This is a genomic window from Sanguibacteroides justesenii (assembly GCF_003204205.1).
In the GTDB taxonomy this organism is placed as follows: Bacteria; Bacteroidota; Bacteroidia; order Bacteroidales; family Marinifilaceae; genus Gabonibacter; species Gabonibacter massiliensis.
Map to the genome: position 1 here is coordinate 301207 of NZ_QJPL01000005.1, position 13664 is coordinate 314870.

Genomic DNA, 13664 nt, shown 5'->3' on the forward strand with positions numbered 1-13664 from the left:
TCGGCCGCCACTCCCGCAAGAACCCTCCCTGTTCTCGGTTCAGAAAGAATAATCCTTAGATTTACTTCAACGAATAACCCGAAATACAAGTTACGAAAACCCGTTCATTTGCTCTTCTCAAAAAACAGCGAATAAGCATTTAAGTATCAAATCATTATATCAAATCTCGATTCAAGCAGTTTTTTTCCTCGTTTTTTTTTCGTAATCTTGCAAGCTGGTAGATGTGTTTTTTCTAAAAAAGAATGACACATTATTTATTAACCAAAATGTAAAATATGTCACTTAAAAGAAATGTTCTTGATTTAAGAAAGAGAAAAGAGATTGTTCTTCAAGGAGGTGGCGAAGAGGCGATTAAGAAGCAAGTTGCCATGGGAAAACTGACAGCTCGCGAACGAATTGAAGCCATTCTCGACAAAGATTCTTTCCACGAATACGACATGTTCGTAGAGCATCAGGCAAAAGATTTTGACATGGATAAAAAGGTTCTTCACGGGGACGGTGTAATCATCGGTACCGGTACCATTTATGGTGAACCTGTATGTATTTATGCACAAGATTTTACGGTAGCAGGAGGTTCCTTAGGACTTATGCATGCCCGCAAAATCACCAAAATCATGGACCATGCCTTAAAAATGCGTATGCCTTTAATCGGTATCAATGATTCCGGTGGAGCGCGTATTCAAGAAGGAGTCGACTCTTTAGCCGGATACGGAGAAATTTTTTTCCGTAATACCCAAGCATCCGGAGTAATCCCCCAACTATCTGTTATTTTAGGTCCTTGTGCAGGAGGAGCTGTTTATTCTCCAGCTTTGACAGACTTCGTTTTCGTGGTAGATAATATCTCTAAAATGTTTATTACTGGACCCGAAGTCGTGAAAACAGTTTTGGGAGAAGAGATTTCCATGGAAGAGTTAGGCGGTGCAAAAGTACATAGCCAGGTCAGTGGAAACGCCCATTTCTTCGCATCAACCGAGCACGAATGTTTTGAGCAAATCAAAAAGCTATTAACCTTCATTCCGTGGAGTAATCAGGCGAAAGCAAAGCCATTCCCTCCTAAACCTCCCAAACCGGAATATAAAATCGAAAAAATAGTTCCATCAGATCCGACTCAACCTTATGACGTGAGAGACGTCATCAGGGCTGTTGCCGATGACTCGGATTTCTTGGAAGTTCAACAAGAATTTGCACAGAATATCGTTGTAGGTTTCGGTCGTATCGACGGAGAAACAATCGGTTTCGTCGCCAACCAGCCTTGTGTATTGGCAGGTGTACTGGACTGCGATTCCTCTGATAAAGCCGGAAGATTTATCCGTTTCTGCGACGCTTTCAATATTCCATTGGTAACTTTCGAAGATATGCCGGGATATTTACCGGGGACCGAACAAGAACACATGGGAGTTATTCGTCATGGGGCAAAAGTTTTATATGCCTATAGCGAAGCTACCGTACCCAAAGTAACCGTTATCTTGAGAAAAGCCTATGGTGGAGGTTACATTGCCATGAACTCGCGCCATTTGAAAGCAGACTTCATGTTCGCTTGGCCAACGGCAGAAATTGCGGTAATGGGTCCTGAAGGTGCTGCCAACATTATTTTTAGAAAAGAGATCATGTCGGCCGAGAATCCGGAAGAGATGCGCAAAATCAAGGTAGCCGAATACCGGGAAAAATTTGCAAATCCTTATGTTGCCGCATCTAAAGGATACATAGACTCTGTTATCGAACCGGAAGAAACCAGGAAAATATTAAAACACTCCATCGAGGTATCCAGCAATAAATCGGTAATGACTCCTGCTAAAAAACACGGGATTCCTCCATTTTAATTTTAAAACATACCACGATGAGTAATTGTAAATACGATAGCCTGGAAATCGACGGGTTAAAATACAAGACCCATCTGACGACAAAATTCACGAATCGCCAGAAATGGGAAAAGCCAAATCCGGGAAATGTTACAACTTACATTCCGGGATCTATTATTGATATCTACGTTCAAGAGGGGCAAGAGGTCGAAGCAGGTGATTTGTTATGCCTGCTGGAAGCCATGAAGATGCACAATAAAGTGCTTGCTCCGATTTCCGGACATGTGAAAAAAATCCATGTGAAAAAAGGAGACAAACTTCCTAAAAACACGTCAATGTTCGAGATAGAATAACGAAGCCGCCCCGAAGGGCGGCTTTAAACCAACCTTACATCATGAGTTTCTTTAAAGCGATAGACATCGTTAAAACTTATACCCAACACGTAGCTTTAGACCATGTTTCCATTGACATTCCGGAAGGTTCAATTTACGGTCTGTTAGGTCCCAATGGAGCAGGAAAAACCTCTTTAATCCGAATCATCAACCAAATCACCGCTCCTGATTCCGGAGAATTGTTATTCAAAGGTAATCCCCTACAACGGTCAGACGTCAACCATATCGGTTATTTGCCGGAAGAACGGGGATTGTACAAAAAAATGAAAGTCGGGGAACAAGCCGTATACCTTGCTCGCCTTAAGGGAATAAGCAAAAAAGAAGCGATAGACCGATTAAAAATGTGGTTTGAAAAATTTGAAATCGGAAATTGGTGGGATAAAAAAGTGGAAGAATTATCAAAAGGCATGGCACAGAAGGTTCAATTCATCACCACAGTCCTCCACGAACCGGAATTGTTAATCTTCGACGAACCTTTCAGCGGATTTGACCCCATCAATGTAGAGCTATTGAAAAAAGAAATCCTGGAGTTACGACGTAAAGGGACAACCATCATTTTCTCTACTCATAATATGGCGTCTGTCGAAGAAATTTGCAGCCATATCGCTTTGATTAACAAATCCCGGAAGATTATAGAGGGGCCCATTAACCGAATCCGGGAAAAATACGCGAACAACACCTATAAATTAACCTGTAGGTACAATCCTTCATTTTTTCCGGAACAAATCCTCGGAAACGAATTTGAAATCATATCTCAACGGGTAGAAGGAGACATCCAGGAAATCGTCCTGCAACAAACCCGGCCTTGTACTTCGAATATCTTATTAAACAGAGTATTACCCGAAACAGAAGTCATTTCATTCCAAAAAATCATTCCCGGAATGAATGATATTTTTATTAAATTGGTAAAAGAGCAATAAGATCAAACTATTATGAACAAGATTTTAATTATTATCAACCGGGAGTTCACGACAAGAGTTCGTAAAAAAACATTCCTGATCGTCACCATCTTCGTTCCGATTCTTTTTGCTTTATTTTACGCCTTCTTAATGTGGATGTTATTAAGAAACGACCAGCAAAAACGAGACGTCGCCGTCATCAACCACTCTTCTATCGAACAACCGTTCGAGCAGATTAACAATACCAGTTTCACCTATTTGGACCAGGATATTCCGGAAAGTGATTTCGCCCGATATTTGAAACAAAACAATTTTTACGCCATCACAATCATTCCGAAAGAGGTCATGCGTGACGGCGAATTTTCTATTTACTCTTTCTCACAGGTCCCCATGGAGCTAAAGAACGAGTTTTCGGCCCAATTGCGTCAGAAAATTGAAAATATCAAACGTTCTCGAGTCATCGCGGAAAGCCAAATTCCCGATTTAGAAGAAAAATTACAAAACACGCGAACACCGGTATTGGTTCGCACGATGGTCGTATCGGAAAAAGGTGACGCCAAAGAAAGTTCCTCCGAAATTGCCTCGATCATAGGACTTGTTCCGGGCATAATCATCTACTTCTTTATTTTCATGTATGCCTCCCAAGTTTTAAAAGGTGTTATTGAAGAAAAAACGAACCGGATTATAGAAGTGCTCGTCTCTTCCGTAAAACCTTTCCAATTTCTCCTGGGTAAGATCATCGGGGTTGCCGCTGTCGGTCTTTTGCAGTTCCTGATCTGGATCGTAATATGCTTGCTCGTAATCATTATCGTACAGATCGTTTTCATGCCTAATATAGATATAGAAGCTCTGAAGAATGCGACCGATTTAGGAATAATGGCCCAAGACTCAACCTTCAACCCGCAGCAACTTGCCGTTATTCAAAGCCTCGTGAAGACGATAGACCCGTCATTTATCCTCAAATTCATCGGAGCCTTTCTTTTCTATTTCATGGGAGGATACCTATTATACGCTTCTCTGTTTGCAGCCATAGGCGCCGCCGTCGATAACGAAACGGACTCTCAACAATTTATGACGCCTCTGTCCATTATCTTAGTCGTTGCTTTCTATATTGGTATCGCTGCCATGAAAAATCCGGACTCGTCGATCGCATTCTGGGGTTCGTTGATTCCGTTTACCTCTCCCGTTGTCATGCTTGTCCGAATTCCTTTCGGAGTTCCCACGTGGGAAATTATAACCTCCATGCTCTTGTTGGTGGCCGCCTTCCTGTTCTTCACCTGGTTATCCGGCAAGATCTACCGCATCGGAATTCTAATGTACGGCAAAAAGGTCACCTGGAAAGAATTGTACAAATGGTTAAAATATTAAACGAAACCGGGTAGGGTCACTACCCGGTCAACAACACCACCTCTGTCACCAACATGAACACTTATCTCTCAACCGCATCTTTAAATTCCTATAGAGAAATGTAGTCTTTCCTGCCTCCCGGTAACCCTATGCTACATATCACGTATACTCTAAGCGATCTTTTTTCGAACTAAAACCAGTTCTTATTTTGTATATCCTATCTGTTTCTGTTACTTTTGCTCGTACAAAAAAAGAGCAGGGTTCCTCACTTTGCCAAAGTATACACGGATAAATACACGTGCGAGGAATTCCCTGCTCTTATATAATAAGACGGACACCATCTACTGCGGTATTTACCCGATAAATATACTTTGGCAAAACAAAGGTACAAAATTGTCTAAATTAATAAAGCTTCAAGACATAAAAAAAGCGGCCCGAAGGCCGCTATAATCAGATTTTATGAATTACCATTCCGGAACGAAGCTTCGGTTCAAACCAAGTAGTCTTCGGCGGCATAATATTACCCGTATCTGCAATGTTAATCAATTGCTCCATAGAAACGGGATAAAGGGCAAAAGCCACTTTCATTTCACCGTTATCGACACGACGTTTTAACTCACCCAAACCGCGGATTCCACCGACAAAATCTATACGAGTAGAACGACGCAAATCCTGGATATCAAGAATATCCGCCAACACATGATTGGACAGGATCGTCACATCCAATACTCCGATAGGATCATTATCATCGTAGCTTCCCGCTTTAGCTGTCAGTTTATACCACTTGCCACCCAAATACATGCTGAATTCATGCAATTTAGCCGGATGGTATATTTCAGTTCCCATACACTCCACGGTAAAATGATCGGCTAATTTAGCCAATAACTCCTCCTCCGTCAACCCGTTCAAATCCCTCACAACCCGGTTGTAATCGATAATTTTCAACTGAGTATCCGGGAAATGCACGGCCATGAAGAAATTGTACTCCTCTGTTCCGTTATGGTCCGGATTCTTAGATTTGAACTCGGCTCCGATACGGGCAGCAGCAGCTGTTCTGTGGTGTCCGTCGGCTACATAAGTATAAGGAACTTTTGTCGCGAACAACTCTTCCAAACGTTTATTGGTTTCCGGACAGTTGATAGCCCAAAAATGATGTCCGAAACCGTCTTCGGCCACAAAATCATAATCGGCTTTCCGGTTTTTCACGATATCATCCACGATAGCGTCAATCTCAGGAACAGCCTTATAGGCAAAAAATACGGGTTCCAGATTGGCCTTCACGTAACGGGTTAAGATCATACGATCCTCTTCCTTATCCGGACGAGTCAATTCATGTTTCTTAATGATTCCGTTCATGTAGTCTTCGCAAGCGGCACAACCCACGATACCGTATTGAGTTCTTCCCTCCATCGTCTGAGCGTAAATATAAAACTTAGGTTCGGCATCCTGTATTAACCAACCTTTGTCCTGAAACATTTTAAAGTTCTCTACACTCTTGTTATAAACGGTTTCCGAATGAATATCCGTACCCGGAGCACAATCGATCTCCGCACGGGTAACATGCAATAAAGAACGAGGCTTTCCGGCAGCCATCTGAGCGGCTTCCTCCGAATTCATCACATCATAAGGCAGACACGCCAACTCTTCGCAAACCTCTTGGGTTGGTGGACGTAATCCTTTAAATGGTTTTACTATAGCCATATTTCATTTTGATTTAGCAGTTTACGACTTAACTATACGAAAAATTAGTAATTGGGCGATTATCTAAACTCTATATTCAACCTTCGAATCACCTATTTCCCGAATCCTCTTCATCGTAAACCCAAAATTTACAATTTATTTGTTTACTTTAAATTTTTGATCGCCTTTCTCGAAGAAATTAACAATTTGATGCGCTGCAGCCAAACCTGCATTCACGTTAGCCTCTTCTGTCTGAGCTCCCATTTTTTTAGGAGTGGCAAAGAAGCGACCTTCGAATTTACTGAAACAATCACATACCGGAGCAATATCGGTAATATAGTGGAAATCGTTTCTCTCTTCCATCAATTTAGCCAACCCTTCTTCGTCGATTACTTCCTGACGGGCTGTATTTACCAGAACGGCTCCCTTCGGCATGTCTTTCAACAAATTGTAATTGATCGATTTTTTAGTTTGTTCCGTTGCCGGGATATGCAACGAGATGTATTGACATTTTTTATACATCTCCTCAGCAGAGTGCAACGGAGTAGCACCAGCAGCTTTGATCTGCTCGTCCGTCATGAAAGGGTCAAAAGCGTATACTTCCATACCGAATCCCCGGGCGATACGTCCAACATTCTGCCCTACATTTCCATAAGCATGAATACCGATCGTCTTGTCTTTCAACTCGGAACCCGATTTTCCGTTATAGAAATTACGGGCCATGTAAATCATCATACCGAAAGCTAATTCGGCAACGGCATTTGAATTTTGTCCCGGAGTATTCATGGCAACAATGCCACGTGCAGTACAAGCGGCCAAATCGATATTGTCGTATCCGGCTCCCGCACGAACGATTACTTTCAAATTCTTGGCAGCATCGATCACTTCCTTGGTTGCTTTATCAGAACGGATAATCATAGCATCCACATCAGCAACAGCTGCAAGCAACTCGGCCTGTGAAGTATATTTTTCTAATAGGACGAACTCATATCCCTGAGCTTCAACAATCTCTTTAATTCCTTTCACTGCAACAGCAGCAAACGGTTTTTCTGTTGCGACTAAAACTTTCTTTGCCATCTCGATAAATTTTAAATCACGAGTCTCCTGAATCGGAATACATCGTATGTTTTAAATAATAAAAAAAAGATTTACGATTCCGGATCACAGTCGGCCCGCCCCAAGCAAACCGAATGTAGATCTGAAATCGTAAACCTATAATCGTTAAATGTGTTTTGCTTCAAATTCTTGCATAGCGGCGACCAAAGCTTTTACATCTTCAATCGTACATGCGTTATAAGTAGAAGCACGGAAACCACCTACTGAACGGTGACCTTTAAGACCTACCAAATTCTTGGATTTTGCGAAATCAAGGAATTCTTTCTCCAAAGACTCGTATCCTTCTCTCAACAAGAACGGAATGTTCATTCTGGAGCGAGAACCTTCTTTAACGACCGGACGGAAAACTTTACTTCTCTCCAATTCAGCGTAAACCATATCGGCTCTTTCGATAGCCAACTTCTCCATGGCTTTCACTCCACCCATCGCTTTAACCCATTTCAACGTCTCTTTTACGCCAAAGATGTTGATACAAGGAGGTGTATTGTACATCGATTCTTTGTCTACATGAGTCTGATATCTCAACATCGTCGGAATCATTCTGTCTTTTACCACGTTATTCAAAAAGTCATTCTTAATGATCACGAAAGTAACACCGGCAGGTCCGAGATTCTTTTGGCAACCGCCATAGATCATTGCATATTTAGCCACATCAACCGGACGACTGCAGATATCAGAAGACATGTCGGCAATCAAAGGTACCGGAGAAGTCGGATCTTCAAAAATTTCAGTACCGCGAATGGTATTGTTTGAGGTAATGTGCATATAATCCACGTCAGAAGGGATAGTAAATTTCGGATAGTAAGTAAATCCGTCAGCTTCAGAAGAAGCCACGATTTCCACCTCACCCCACATTTTAGCCTCCTTAATGGCAGCCGTAGACCAAGTTCCGGTATTCACGTAAGCAGCTTTTTTGTTTAAAAAGTTGTACGGAATCATACAAAACTGCATGCTGGCTCCACCTCCCAAGAAAAGTACAGAATAACCTTCCGGAATGTTCAACACCTCTTTGAACAAGGCAACGGCTTCATCGTAAACAGCTTGAAAATCTGCAGAACGGTGAGATACCTCCATAATAGATTGCCCCGTGTTTCCGAACTCAAGAACAGCCTTTGATACATTTTCCAATGTAGAATCCGGTAATTTACAAGGACCGGCATTAAAAATATGTTTTCTCATCACTAAAATTATTTAATAGATTTAATACGAAAATCTTATTTATAAAAACACTACAAATATGCGAAATAAGTCTGTATAAAAAACCTTTTTACCGTTTTTTTATTCGTTTTTCTTATTAACTGAAAATCAAACAACTTGCCTCCTTACCAAAGTCCTTTACAGACCTACTTTGTATTTTAAAAAAAGAGGAAGCATCCGTCTCCGGATGCCTCTCTGATTATACGACTCCGTGCATCCGATTAAAAGAACGGCGTCTTTACAATCTTTGCCTTAAGAGCTTTATTTCTTACCCGAATATAAATCTCAGTATCCAATTTATGGAAACCGCTCTTCACGTATCCGGTTCCGATAGATTTTCCAGTCCAAGGGGAAACAGTCCCGGAACAAACGACTCCGATCTCGTTTCCTTCGGCATCTTCGATCACATATCCCTGACGAGCGATACCTTTATCCAATAATTCGAACGGTTTCATGTAACGGGAAGGTTTATCCGCTTTCAACTTCTCGTGATAAGCCCGGTTGATAAAATCATTTCCCGGAACAAATTTGGTAATCCAACCCAAGCCTGCTTCTATCGGAGAATGAGTATCGTCAATTTCATGTCCGTATAAACAGAAGCCCGCCTCTAAACGTAAAGTATCCCGGGCTCCCAATCCTGCCGGCTTTATTCCGAATTCGGCCCCGGCTTCGAATACAGCGTTCCAAATCTTATCGGCATCTTTATTATAAGCATAAATTTCACATCCTCCCGCCCCGGTATAACCCGTGGTGGAAAATATCACTTTGTCCACTCCTGCAAAAGGAATTTCCTGGAACGTATAATACTCCATATCCTCAACATTTGCCGTAGTCAATTTTTGCATCGCTTTCAATGCCAAAGGTCCCTGAACTGCTAACTGACAAATATTATCCGATGCATTTTCCAAATCCGTATCGACATTCATTCCCAACTCTTTGGCCCACTTTGTGCACCACTCCCAATCCTTGTCGATATTGGCGGCATTTACCACCAACAAATACTTTTCCGCGCTGAAACGATATACCAAAAGATCATCCACTATTCCACCCGTCTCGTTGGGGAAGCAACTATATTGAACTTTTCCGTCCGTTAGCGCGGCTACATCATTGGACGTTAATTTCTGAACCAATTCAAAAGCCTTGGGGCCCTTCACCCAAAATTCGCCCATATGGGAAACATCAAATACCCCGATCTTTTCCCGAACCGTATTGTGTTCTTCCTTGATGCCAGTATATTCTATCGGCATGTTATAACCGGCAAACGGAGCCATTCTCGCTCCAAGCGCTTCATGAAAATGTGTAAAAACGGTAGTTTTCATTTTATCTGTTATTTTTATATTTATATTATTTTCCGCACGTTGTGTCAAACGTTCCGCAAAGTTAAAATTTTTATTTATCCTTGCCATCCTTTCTGTAAAAATATTATCTTTCGGAATTATTCTGCTTTTTATTCCAATAAAAAATGATTACTTTTGTAACATAGTACCCGGATAAAGGGAAAAAACAATACCTTTTCGAATGAAAAAACATAAACTACGATAAATATTAATCCTTAATAAACCAATTAACAATGATTCTCAATGTAACAGAACAAAACGGAATTACTCTTGTCGAGTTTGTGGATGTAACCCGATTTACATTATCCATCGCCGACGAAGTAAAACAACAACTCAGACCACTTTTAAACAACAAGGAGTGTAAAATGGTTTTCGATCTCCATGGAATTGATTTTATCGATAGTAGTGGTATCGGTTGTATCATTGCTCTATTCAAGACTGCTAAAAGTATCGGATCTACTTTGAAATTATGCAATCTTACCCCAGAGGTATTAGAGATTTTCAAATTACTGCACTTGCAAGTAATCTTCGATATTACCGGAACCAGAGAAACTTGTTTACAATCGATGTAAATAAAAAAAAAGCGGGTTTCAACCCGCTTTTCTTGTTATTGTATCTTGCATTAGTCACCTAAAGTAGCAACCATAACAGCTTTGATCGTATGCATACGGTTTTCGGCTTCATCGAATACGATTGAATTTTCAGATTCGAATACCTCTTCGGTCACTTCGATTCCATCCATCCCGAATTGTTTGTTCACGTCGCGCCCTACCTGAGTTTCCAGATTGTGATATGCCGGTAAACAATGCATAAATTTACAATTCTTGTTTCCTGTCATCTCCATCACTTTCTTATTCACCTGATACGGGGTCAAAAGTTTGATTCTCTCCGCCCAAACCTCTGCAGGCTCGCCCATAGACACCCATACGTCCGTGTACAAGAAATCGCACCCCTTCACTCCAGCTTCAACATTATCCGTAATCGTAACTTTGGCTCCGGTTTCCTTGGCGATCTCCTGACATGTGGCTACTAATTCCGCATCGGGCTGCAATCCCTTCGGTGCAACAATACGTACGTCCATTCCCATCTTAGCACCACCGACCATCAACGAATTGCCCATGTTAAAACGAGCATCCCCGAGATAAGCAAAAGTAACCTGATTCAACGGTTTGTCCGAATGCTCCATCATTGTCAGGAAGTCAGCCAGGATTTGGGTCGGATGAAACTCGTTCGTCAATCCGTTCCACACGGGTACACCAGCATACTCGGCCAACTCTTCAACTGTTTTCTGAGCAAATCCGCGATACTCTATTCCGTCGTACATGCGTCCCAGAACACGAGCCGTATCCTTCATCGACTCCTTCACGCCGATCTGAGATCCGGAAGGACCGAGATAAGTCACGTGAGCTCCTTGATCATAAGCGGCTACCTCAAAAGCACAACGCGTACGAGTAGATGTTTTCTCGAATATCAAAGCGATATTTTTCCCTTTCAAACGAGGTTGTTCTGTTCCGGCATACTTCGCTTTTTTCAAATCAGCAGCCAAATCCAACATGTATTTAATCTCTTTCGGAGTGAAGTCCAATAACTTCAAAAAATTCCTGTTTCTTAAATTAAAAGCCATACTAATATAATTTTAAATTTATGATTCCCTATTTCATATTGAAAAGGACAATATTCTTTCCGTTATAAAATTCCGTCAAATTTACAATATAGAAGCGAGAATAGAAAGTGAAAAATCATCTTCTGTCGTCCTCGTACTCCATGGTGATTTTCGAACCGTATTTTTTATCTTCCAACTTCGTGGCCTCCGTAATCACGGCTTTTTGCCCCCCATTCTTTACAAAGCGCAGACAGGCCCTGATTTTAGGTGCCATACTCCCTTCCGCAAACGTACCATCCTCCAAATATTTTACCGTATCGGCATAATCCAAAAACTCCAACACCTTTTGAGTCGGTTTTTTATAATCCTTATAGATATAAGGTACGTCCGTCAATATATAAAATTCGTCCGCTTTCACCCGACTACCCACCATGGAAGAAGCTAAATCCTTATCGATTACACCTTCCAGCGGTTTAATTTCTCCTTGTTCGTCCAGATACACGGGAATTCCTCCCCCCCCCGTGGTAATAACGATATTGCCTTCCCGGGCCAAGCGTTCTACCAACTCGGCATTCATAAAATCAATAGGCTCGGGAGAAGGGACAACCCGTCTCCAACCTCCTTCCACTTTTATCTCCTCCTTAAATACCCATCCCTTCTCTTTTGCCAAGCGGTCGGCCTCCTCTTTCATGTATATCTTTCCGACACGTTTCGTCGGATTGCTCATGGCGGGATCATTCTTATCCACGATTACCTGAGAAACCATAGAGATTACATTCCGTTTAATTCCATGCTTTTTCAGAATATTACGCAGATTCCGTTCAATCATATACCCGATTTGTCCCTGAGTATAAGCGACACAAACATCTAAAGGCATTGCCGCATTTCCGAATTTCTCCACACCGGCAGCATTATCCATCAAAACATTTCCCACCTGCGGACCATTCCCGTGAGAAATGATCAGATTATATCCGTCTTTCAATAAAAAGACCAAATTTTCCAAAGTATCAACCGTATTCGCATTTTGCTCCTCGATTGTTCCTTTTTGATTTCCTCTCAGCAAAGCGTTACCTCCCAAGGCAACCACAGCCAGTTTCTTTTCCATACAACAACTTTTATAATTATTTTTCTAACTCTTTTCAATGTTTCATTTTCGTCCACAAAGCTAACGAAATAAGTCATACGAAAAATAGGTAAATTCCATTTTTATATTTACATAAATCACTGATTATAAGTTATATGTATAAATATTCCCTTCGTTTTTATAAATATGCAGCGCAAAATCGATCTTTTCCCGTAAAAAATTTCCACCAGAACTTTCGTTTAACTTTCTCTTTTTTGCATATCGGATGTCGTTGGCAGATATTTGTTTGACTACAATAAGCTTACAAGAGTTTATCGAGAAAGAAGGCTACAACAAAGCATTAGATACACTTTGATTTACACCATTAAACGACTCAAATACCTGAACTACATTCTACTCCATTTAAGAGAATTTTCAATCCCCTTCTGACTTTTCGCCGATAGTCGCGCAAACCAAAAATACAAAGGGCTGTCCAAGTTTTTCGGACACATTCTTTTAATCTTCCCAAAAGTGAAATACTGGCATTCCATCAGGGGATATATTCTTAGTCAAACCCTGCAAATTTGCAATCTCGTCTTTGTTTAAACATTTAAATCAGTTTTATACGACGCAAAAATATTCTTGTTATACTCGCAAGTTACAGCTGGCCTCAAAACCACGTTCCCCTCTTGCGGAATACCGCCCCCTTTACAAGAATGTCCTACTAATTAAAAGGCTTAAACTCCAATTTTTCGGTAACAGGAAAACCTCATCCCTATTTGAGATAGGGATAATTGAACTCTTATCAGCACCGCAGCTATTGAAAAAAGAAATACGGATCAATAGCAATAAAAGCTAAAATTTCTCTTCATGAATAAATTTTATTAAAAGAATAATGATAATTATTTTCAATATTAGATCATATTATTTCTTTTAAAACTTAATTACACTATAAACATCAAAATTAAGAAAACTATTAAAAAGAACATTTTGAAACTATTCTTGTTTGTCAGTTTGGGCTTGATCACGACACTTGTATTTACGAGTGCAAACCTACATATTGATGCTCTTGGTCCTCCGGGACGGCCCGTTATTACTGATATAAACAGACATGGATGTACTATAACATGGACACCACCCCGATATGACGGGGGGGCACCAGTGACACACTATCAGGTGGAGTATAGATAGGTAACGTCGGAGAGTAGGTGGAAAAGATTCGAAGCTGATC

12 protein-coding genes are annotated in these 13664 nt (G+C 41.0%); 6 read left to right on the top strand and 6 right to left on the bottom strand.

The window, feature by feature from the left end; all coding sequences use genetic code 11:
* The first annotated feature begins 275 nt into the window (after window positions 1-275).
* Genes DMB45_RS10100 through DMB45_RS10115 form a run of 4 tightly spaced genes read left to right on the top strand, consistent with a single transcriptional unit; the run spans window position 276 to window position 4458 of the window.
* Window positions 276-1820 carry an acyl-CoA carboxylase subunit beta gene (locus DMB45_RS10100; RefSeq protein WP_041502431.1) on the top strand — a complete coding sequence of 515 codons (1545 nt, stop codon included), beginning with the start codon at window positions 276-278 and terminating at the stop codon, window positions 1818-1820.
* Window positions 1821-1837: 17 nt separating this feature from the next.
* The gene (locus DMB45_RS10105) at window positions 1838-2152 is read left to right on the top strand and encodes an acetyl-CoA carboxylase biotin carboxyl carrier protein subunit (protein WP_041502432.1); all 315 of its coding nucleotides are present in this window, start codon (window positions 1838-1840) and stop codon (window positions 2150-2152) included.
* 41 nt (window positions 2153-2193) lie between these two features.
* The gene (locus DMB45_RS10110) at window positions 2194-3111 is read left to right on the top strand and encodes an ABC transporter ATP-binding protein (RefSeq protein WP_041502433.1); all 918 of its coding nucleotides are present in this window, start codon (window positions 2194-2196) and stop codon (window positions 3109-3111) included.
* 12 nt (window positions 3112-3123) lie between these two features.
* Complete coding sequence (locus DMB45_RS10115) at window positions 3124-4458, top strand: ABC transporter permease (protein ID WP_041502434.1); 1335 nt, start codon at window positions 3124-3126, stop codon at window positions 4456-4458.
* A 429-nt stretch (window positions 4459-4887) separates the two neighbouring features.
* Here DMB45_RS10115 and DMB45_RS10120 read toward each other — a convergent pair whose 3' ends face one another.
* From DMB45_RS10120 to gcvT, 4 genes are all read right to left on the bottom strand, one after another.
* The gene (locus DMB45_RS10120) at window positions 4888-6138 is read right to left on the bottom strand and encodes a DUF1015 domain-containing protein (RefSeq protein ID WP_041504763.1); all 1251 of its coding nucleotides are present in this window, start codon (window positions 6136-6138) and stop codon (window positions 4888-4890) included.
* A gap of 135 nt (window positions 6139-6273) precedes the next feature.
* Window positions 6274-7194: a 3-phosphoglycerate dehydrogenase gene (locus DMB45_RS10125; RefSeq protein WP_041502436.1), complete on the bottom strand. Its 921-nt coding sequence runs from the start codon at window positions 7192-7194 to the stop codon at window positions 6274-6276.
* A 144-nt stretch (window positions 7195-7338) separates the two neighbouring features.
* The gene (serC, locus tag DMB45_RS10130; protein ID WP_041502437.1) at window positions 7339-8412 is read right to left on the bottom strand and encodes a 3-phosphoserine/phosphohydroxythreonine transaminase; all 1074 of its coding nucleotides are present in this window, start codon (window positions 8410-8412) and stop codon (window positions 7339-7341) included.
* Window positions 8413-8651: 239 nt separating this feature from the next.
* Complete coding sequence (gcvT, locus tag DMB45_RS10135) at window positions 8652-9749, bottom strand: glycine cleavage system aminomethyltransferase GcvT (RefSeq protein WP_041504837.1); 1098 nt, start codon at window positions 9747-9749, stop codon at window positions 8652-8654.
* 251 nt (window positions 9750-10000) lie between these two features.
* Between gcvT and DMB45_RS10140 the strand changes: the two genes are divergently transcribed.
* Entirely contained in the window at window positions 10001-10339 is a 339-nt protein-coding gene (locus DMB45_RS10140) for an STAS domain-containing protein (protein WP_041502438.1), read from the top strand.
* A gap of 50 nt (window positions 10340-10389) precedes the next feature.
* Here DMB45_RS10140 and DMB45_RS10145 read toward each other — a convergent pair whose 3' ends face one another.
* Window positions 10390-11391 carry an ornithine carbamoyltransferase gene (locus DMB45_RS10145; protein ID WP_041502439.1) on the bottom strand — a complete coding sequence of 334 codons (1002 nt, stop codon included), beginning with the start codon at window positions 11389-11391 and terminating at the stop codon, window positions 10390-10392.
* A 115-nt stretch (window positions 11392-11506) separates the two neighbouring features.
* Window positions 11507-12475 (bottom strand): carbamate kinase, encoded by a 969-nt coding sequence (locus tag DMB45_RS10150; RefSeq protein WP_041502440.1) that lies wholly within the window; start codon window positions 12473-12475, stop codon window positions 11507-11509.
* A gap of 978 nt (window positions 12476-13453) precedes the next feature.
* Between DMB45_RS10150 and DMB45_RS15080 the strand changes: the two genes are divergently transcribed.
* Complete coding sequence (locus DMB45_RS15080) at window positions 13454-13624, top strand: fibronectin type III domain-containing protein (protein WP_394341861.1); 171 nt, start codon at window positions 13454-13456, stop codon at window positions 13622-13624.
* Window positions 13625-13664 lie beyond the last annotated feature (40 nt).

Coding starts and splice junctions, on each gene's coding strand:
- DMB45_RS10105 (WP_041502432.1), top strand. CDS start 1,838: ATGAGTAATTGTAAATACGATAGCCTGGAAATCGACGGGTTAAAATAC.
- DMB45_RS10110 (WP_041502433.1), top strand. CDS start 2,194: ATGAGTTTCTTTAAAGCGATAGACATCGTTAAAACTTATACCCAACAC.
- serC (WP_041502437.1), bottom strand. CDS start 8,412: ATGAGAAAACATATTTTTAATGCCGGTCCTTGTAAATTACCGGATTCT.
- gcvT (WP_041504837.1), bottom strand. CDS start 9,749: ATGAAAACTACCGTTTTTACACATTTTCATGAAGCGCTTGGAGCGAGA.
- DMB45_RS10150 (WP_041502440.1), bottom strand. CDS start 12,475: ATGGAAAAGAAACTGGCTGTGGTTGCCTTGGGAGGTAACGCTTTGCTG.
- DMB45_RS10115 (WP_041502434.1), top strand. CDS start 3,124: ATGAACAAGATTTTAATTATTATCAACCGGGAGTTCACGACAAGAGTT.
- DMB45_RS10145 (WP_041502439.1), bottom strand. CDS start 11,391: ATGGCTTTTAATTTAAGAAACAGGAATTTTTTGAAGTTATTGGACTTC.
- DMB45_RS10100 (WP_041502431.1), top strand. CDS start 276: ATGTCACTTAAAAGAAATGTTCTTGATTTAAGAAAGAGAAAAGAGATT.
- DMB45_RS10140 (WP_041502438.1), top strand. CDS start 10,001: ATGATTCTCAATGTAACAGAACAAAACGGAATTACTCTTGTCGAGTTT.
- DMB45_RS10120 (WP_041504763.1), bottom strand. CDS start 6,138: ATGGCTATAGTAAAACCATTTAAAGGATTACGTCCACCAACCCAAGAG.
- DMB45_RS10125 (WP_041502436.1), bottom strand. CDS start 7,194: ATGGCAAAGAAAGTTTTAGTCGCAACAGAAAAACCGTTTGCTGCTGTT.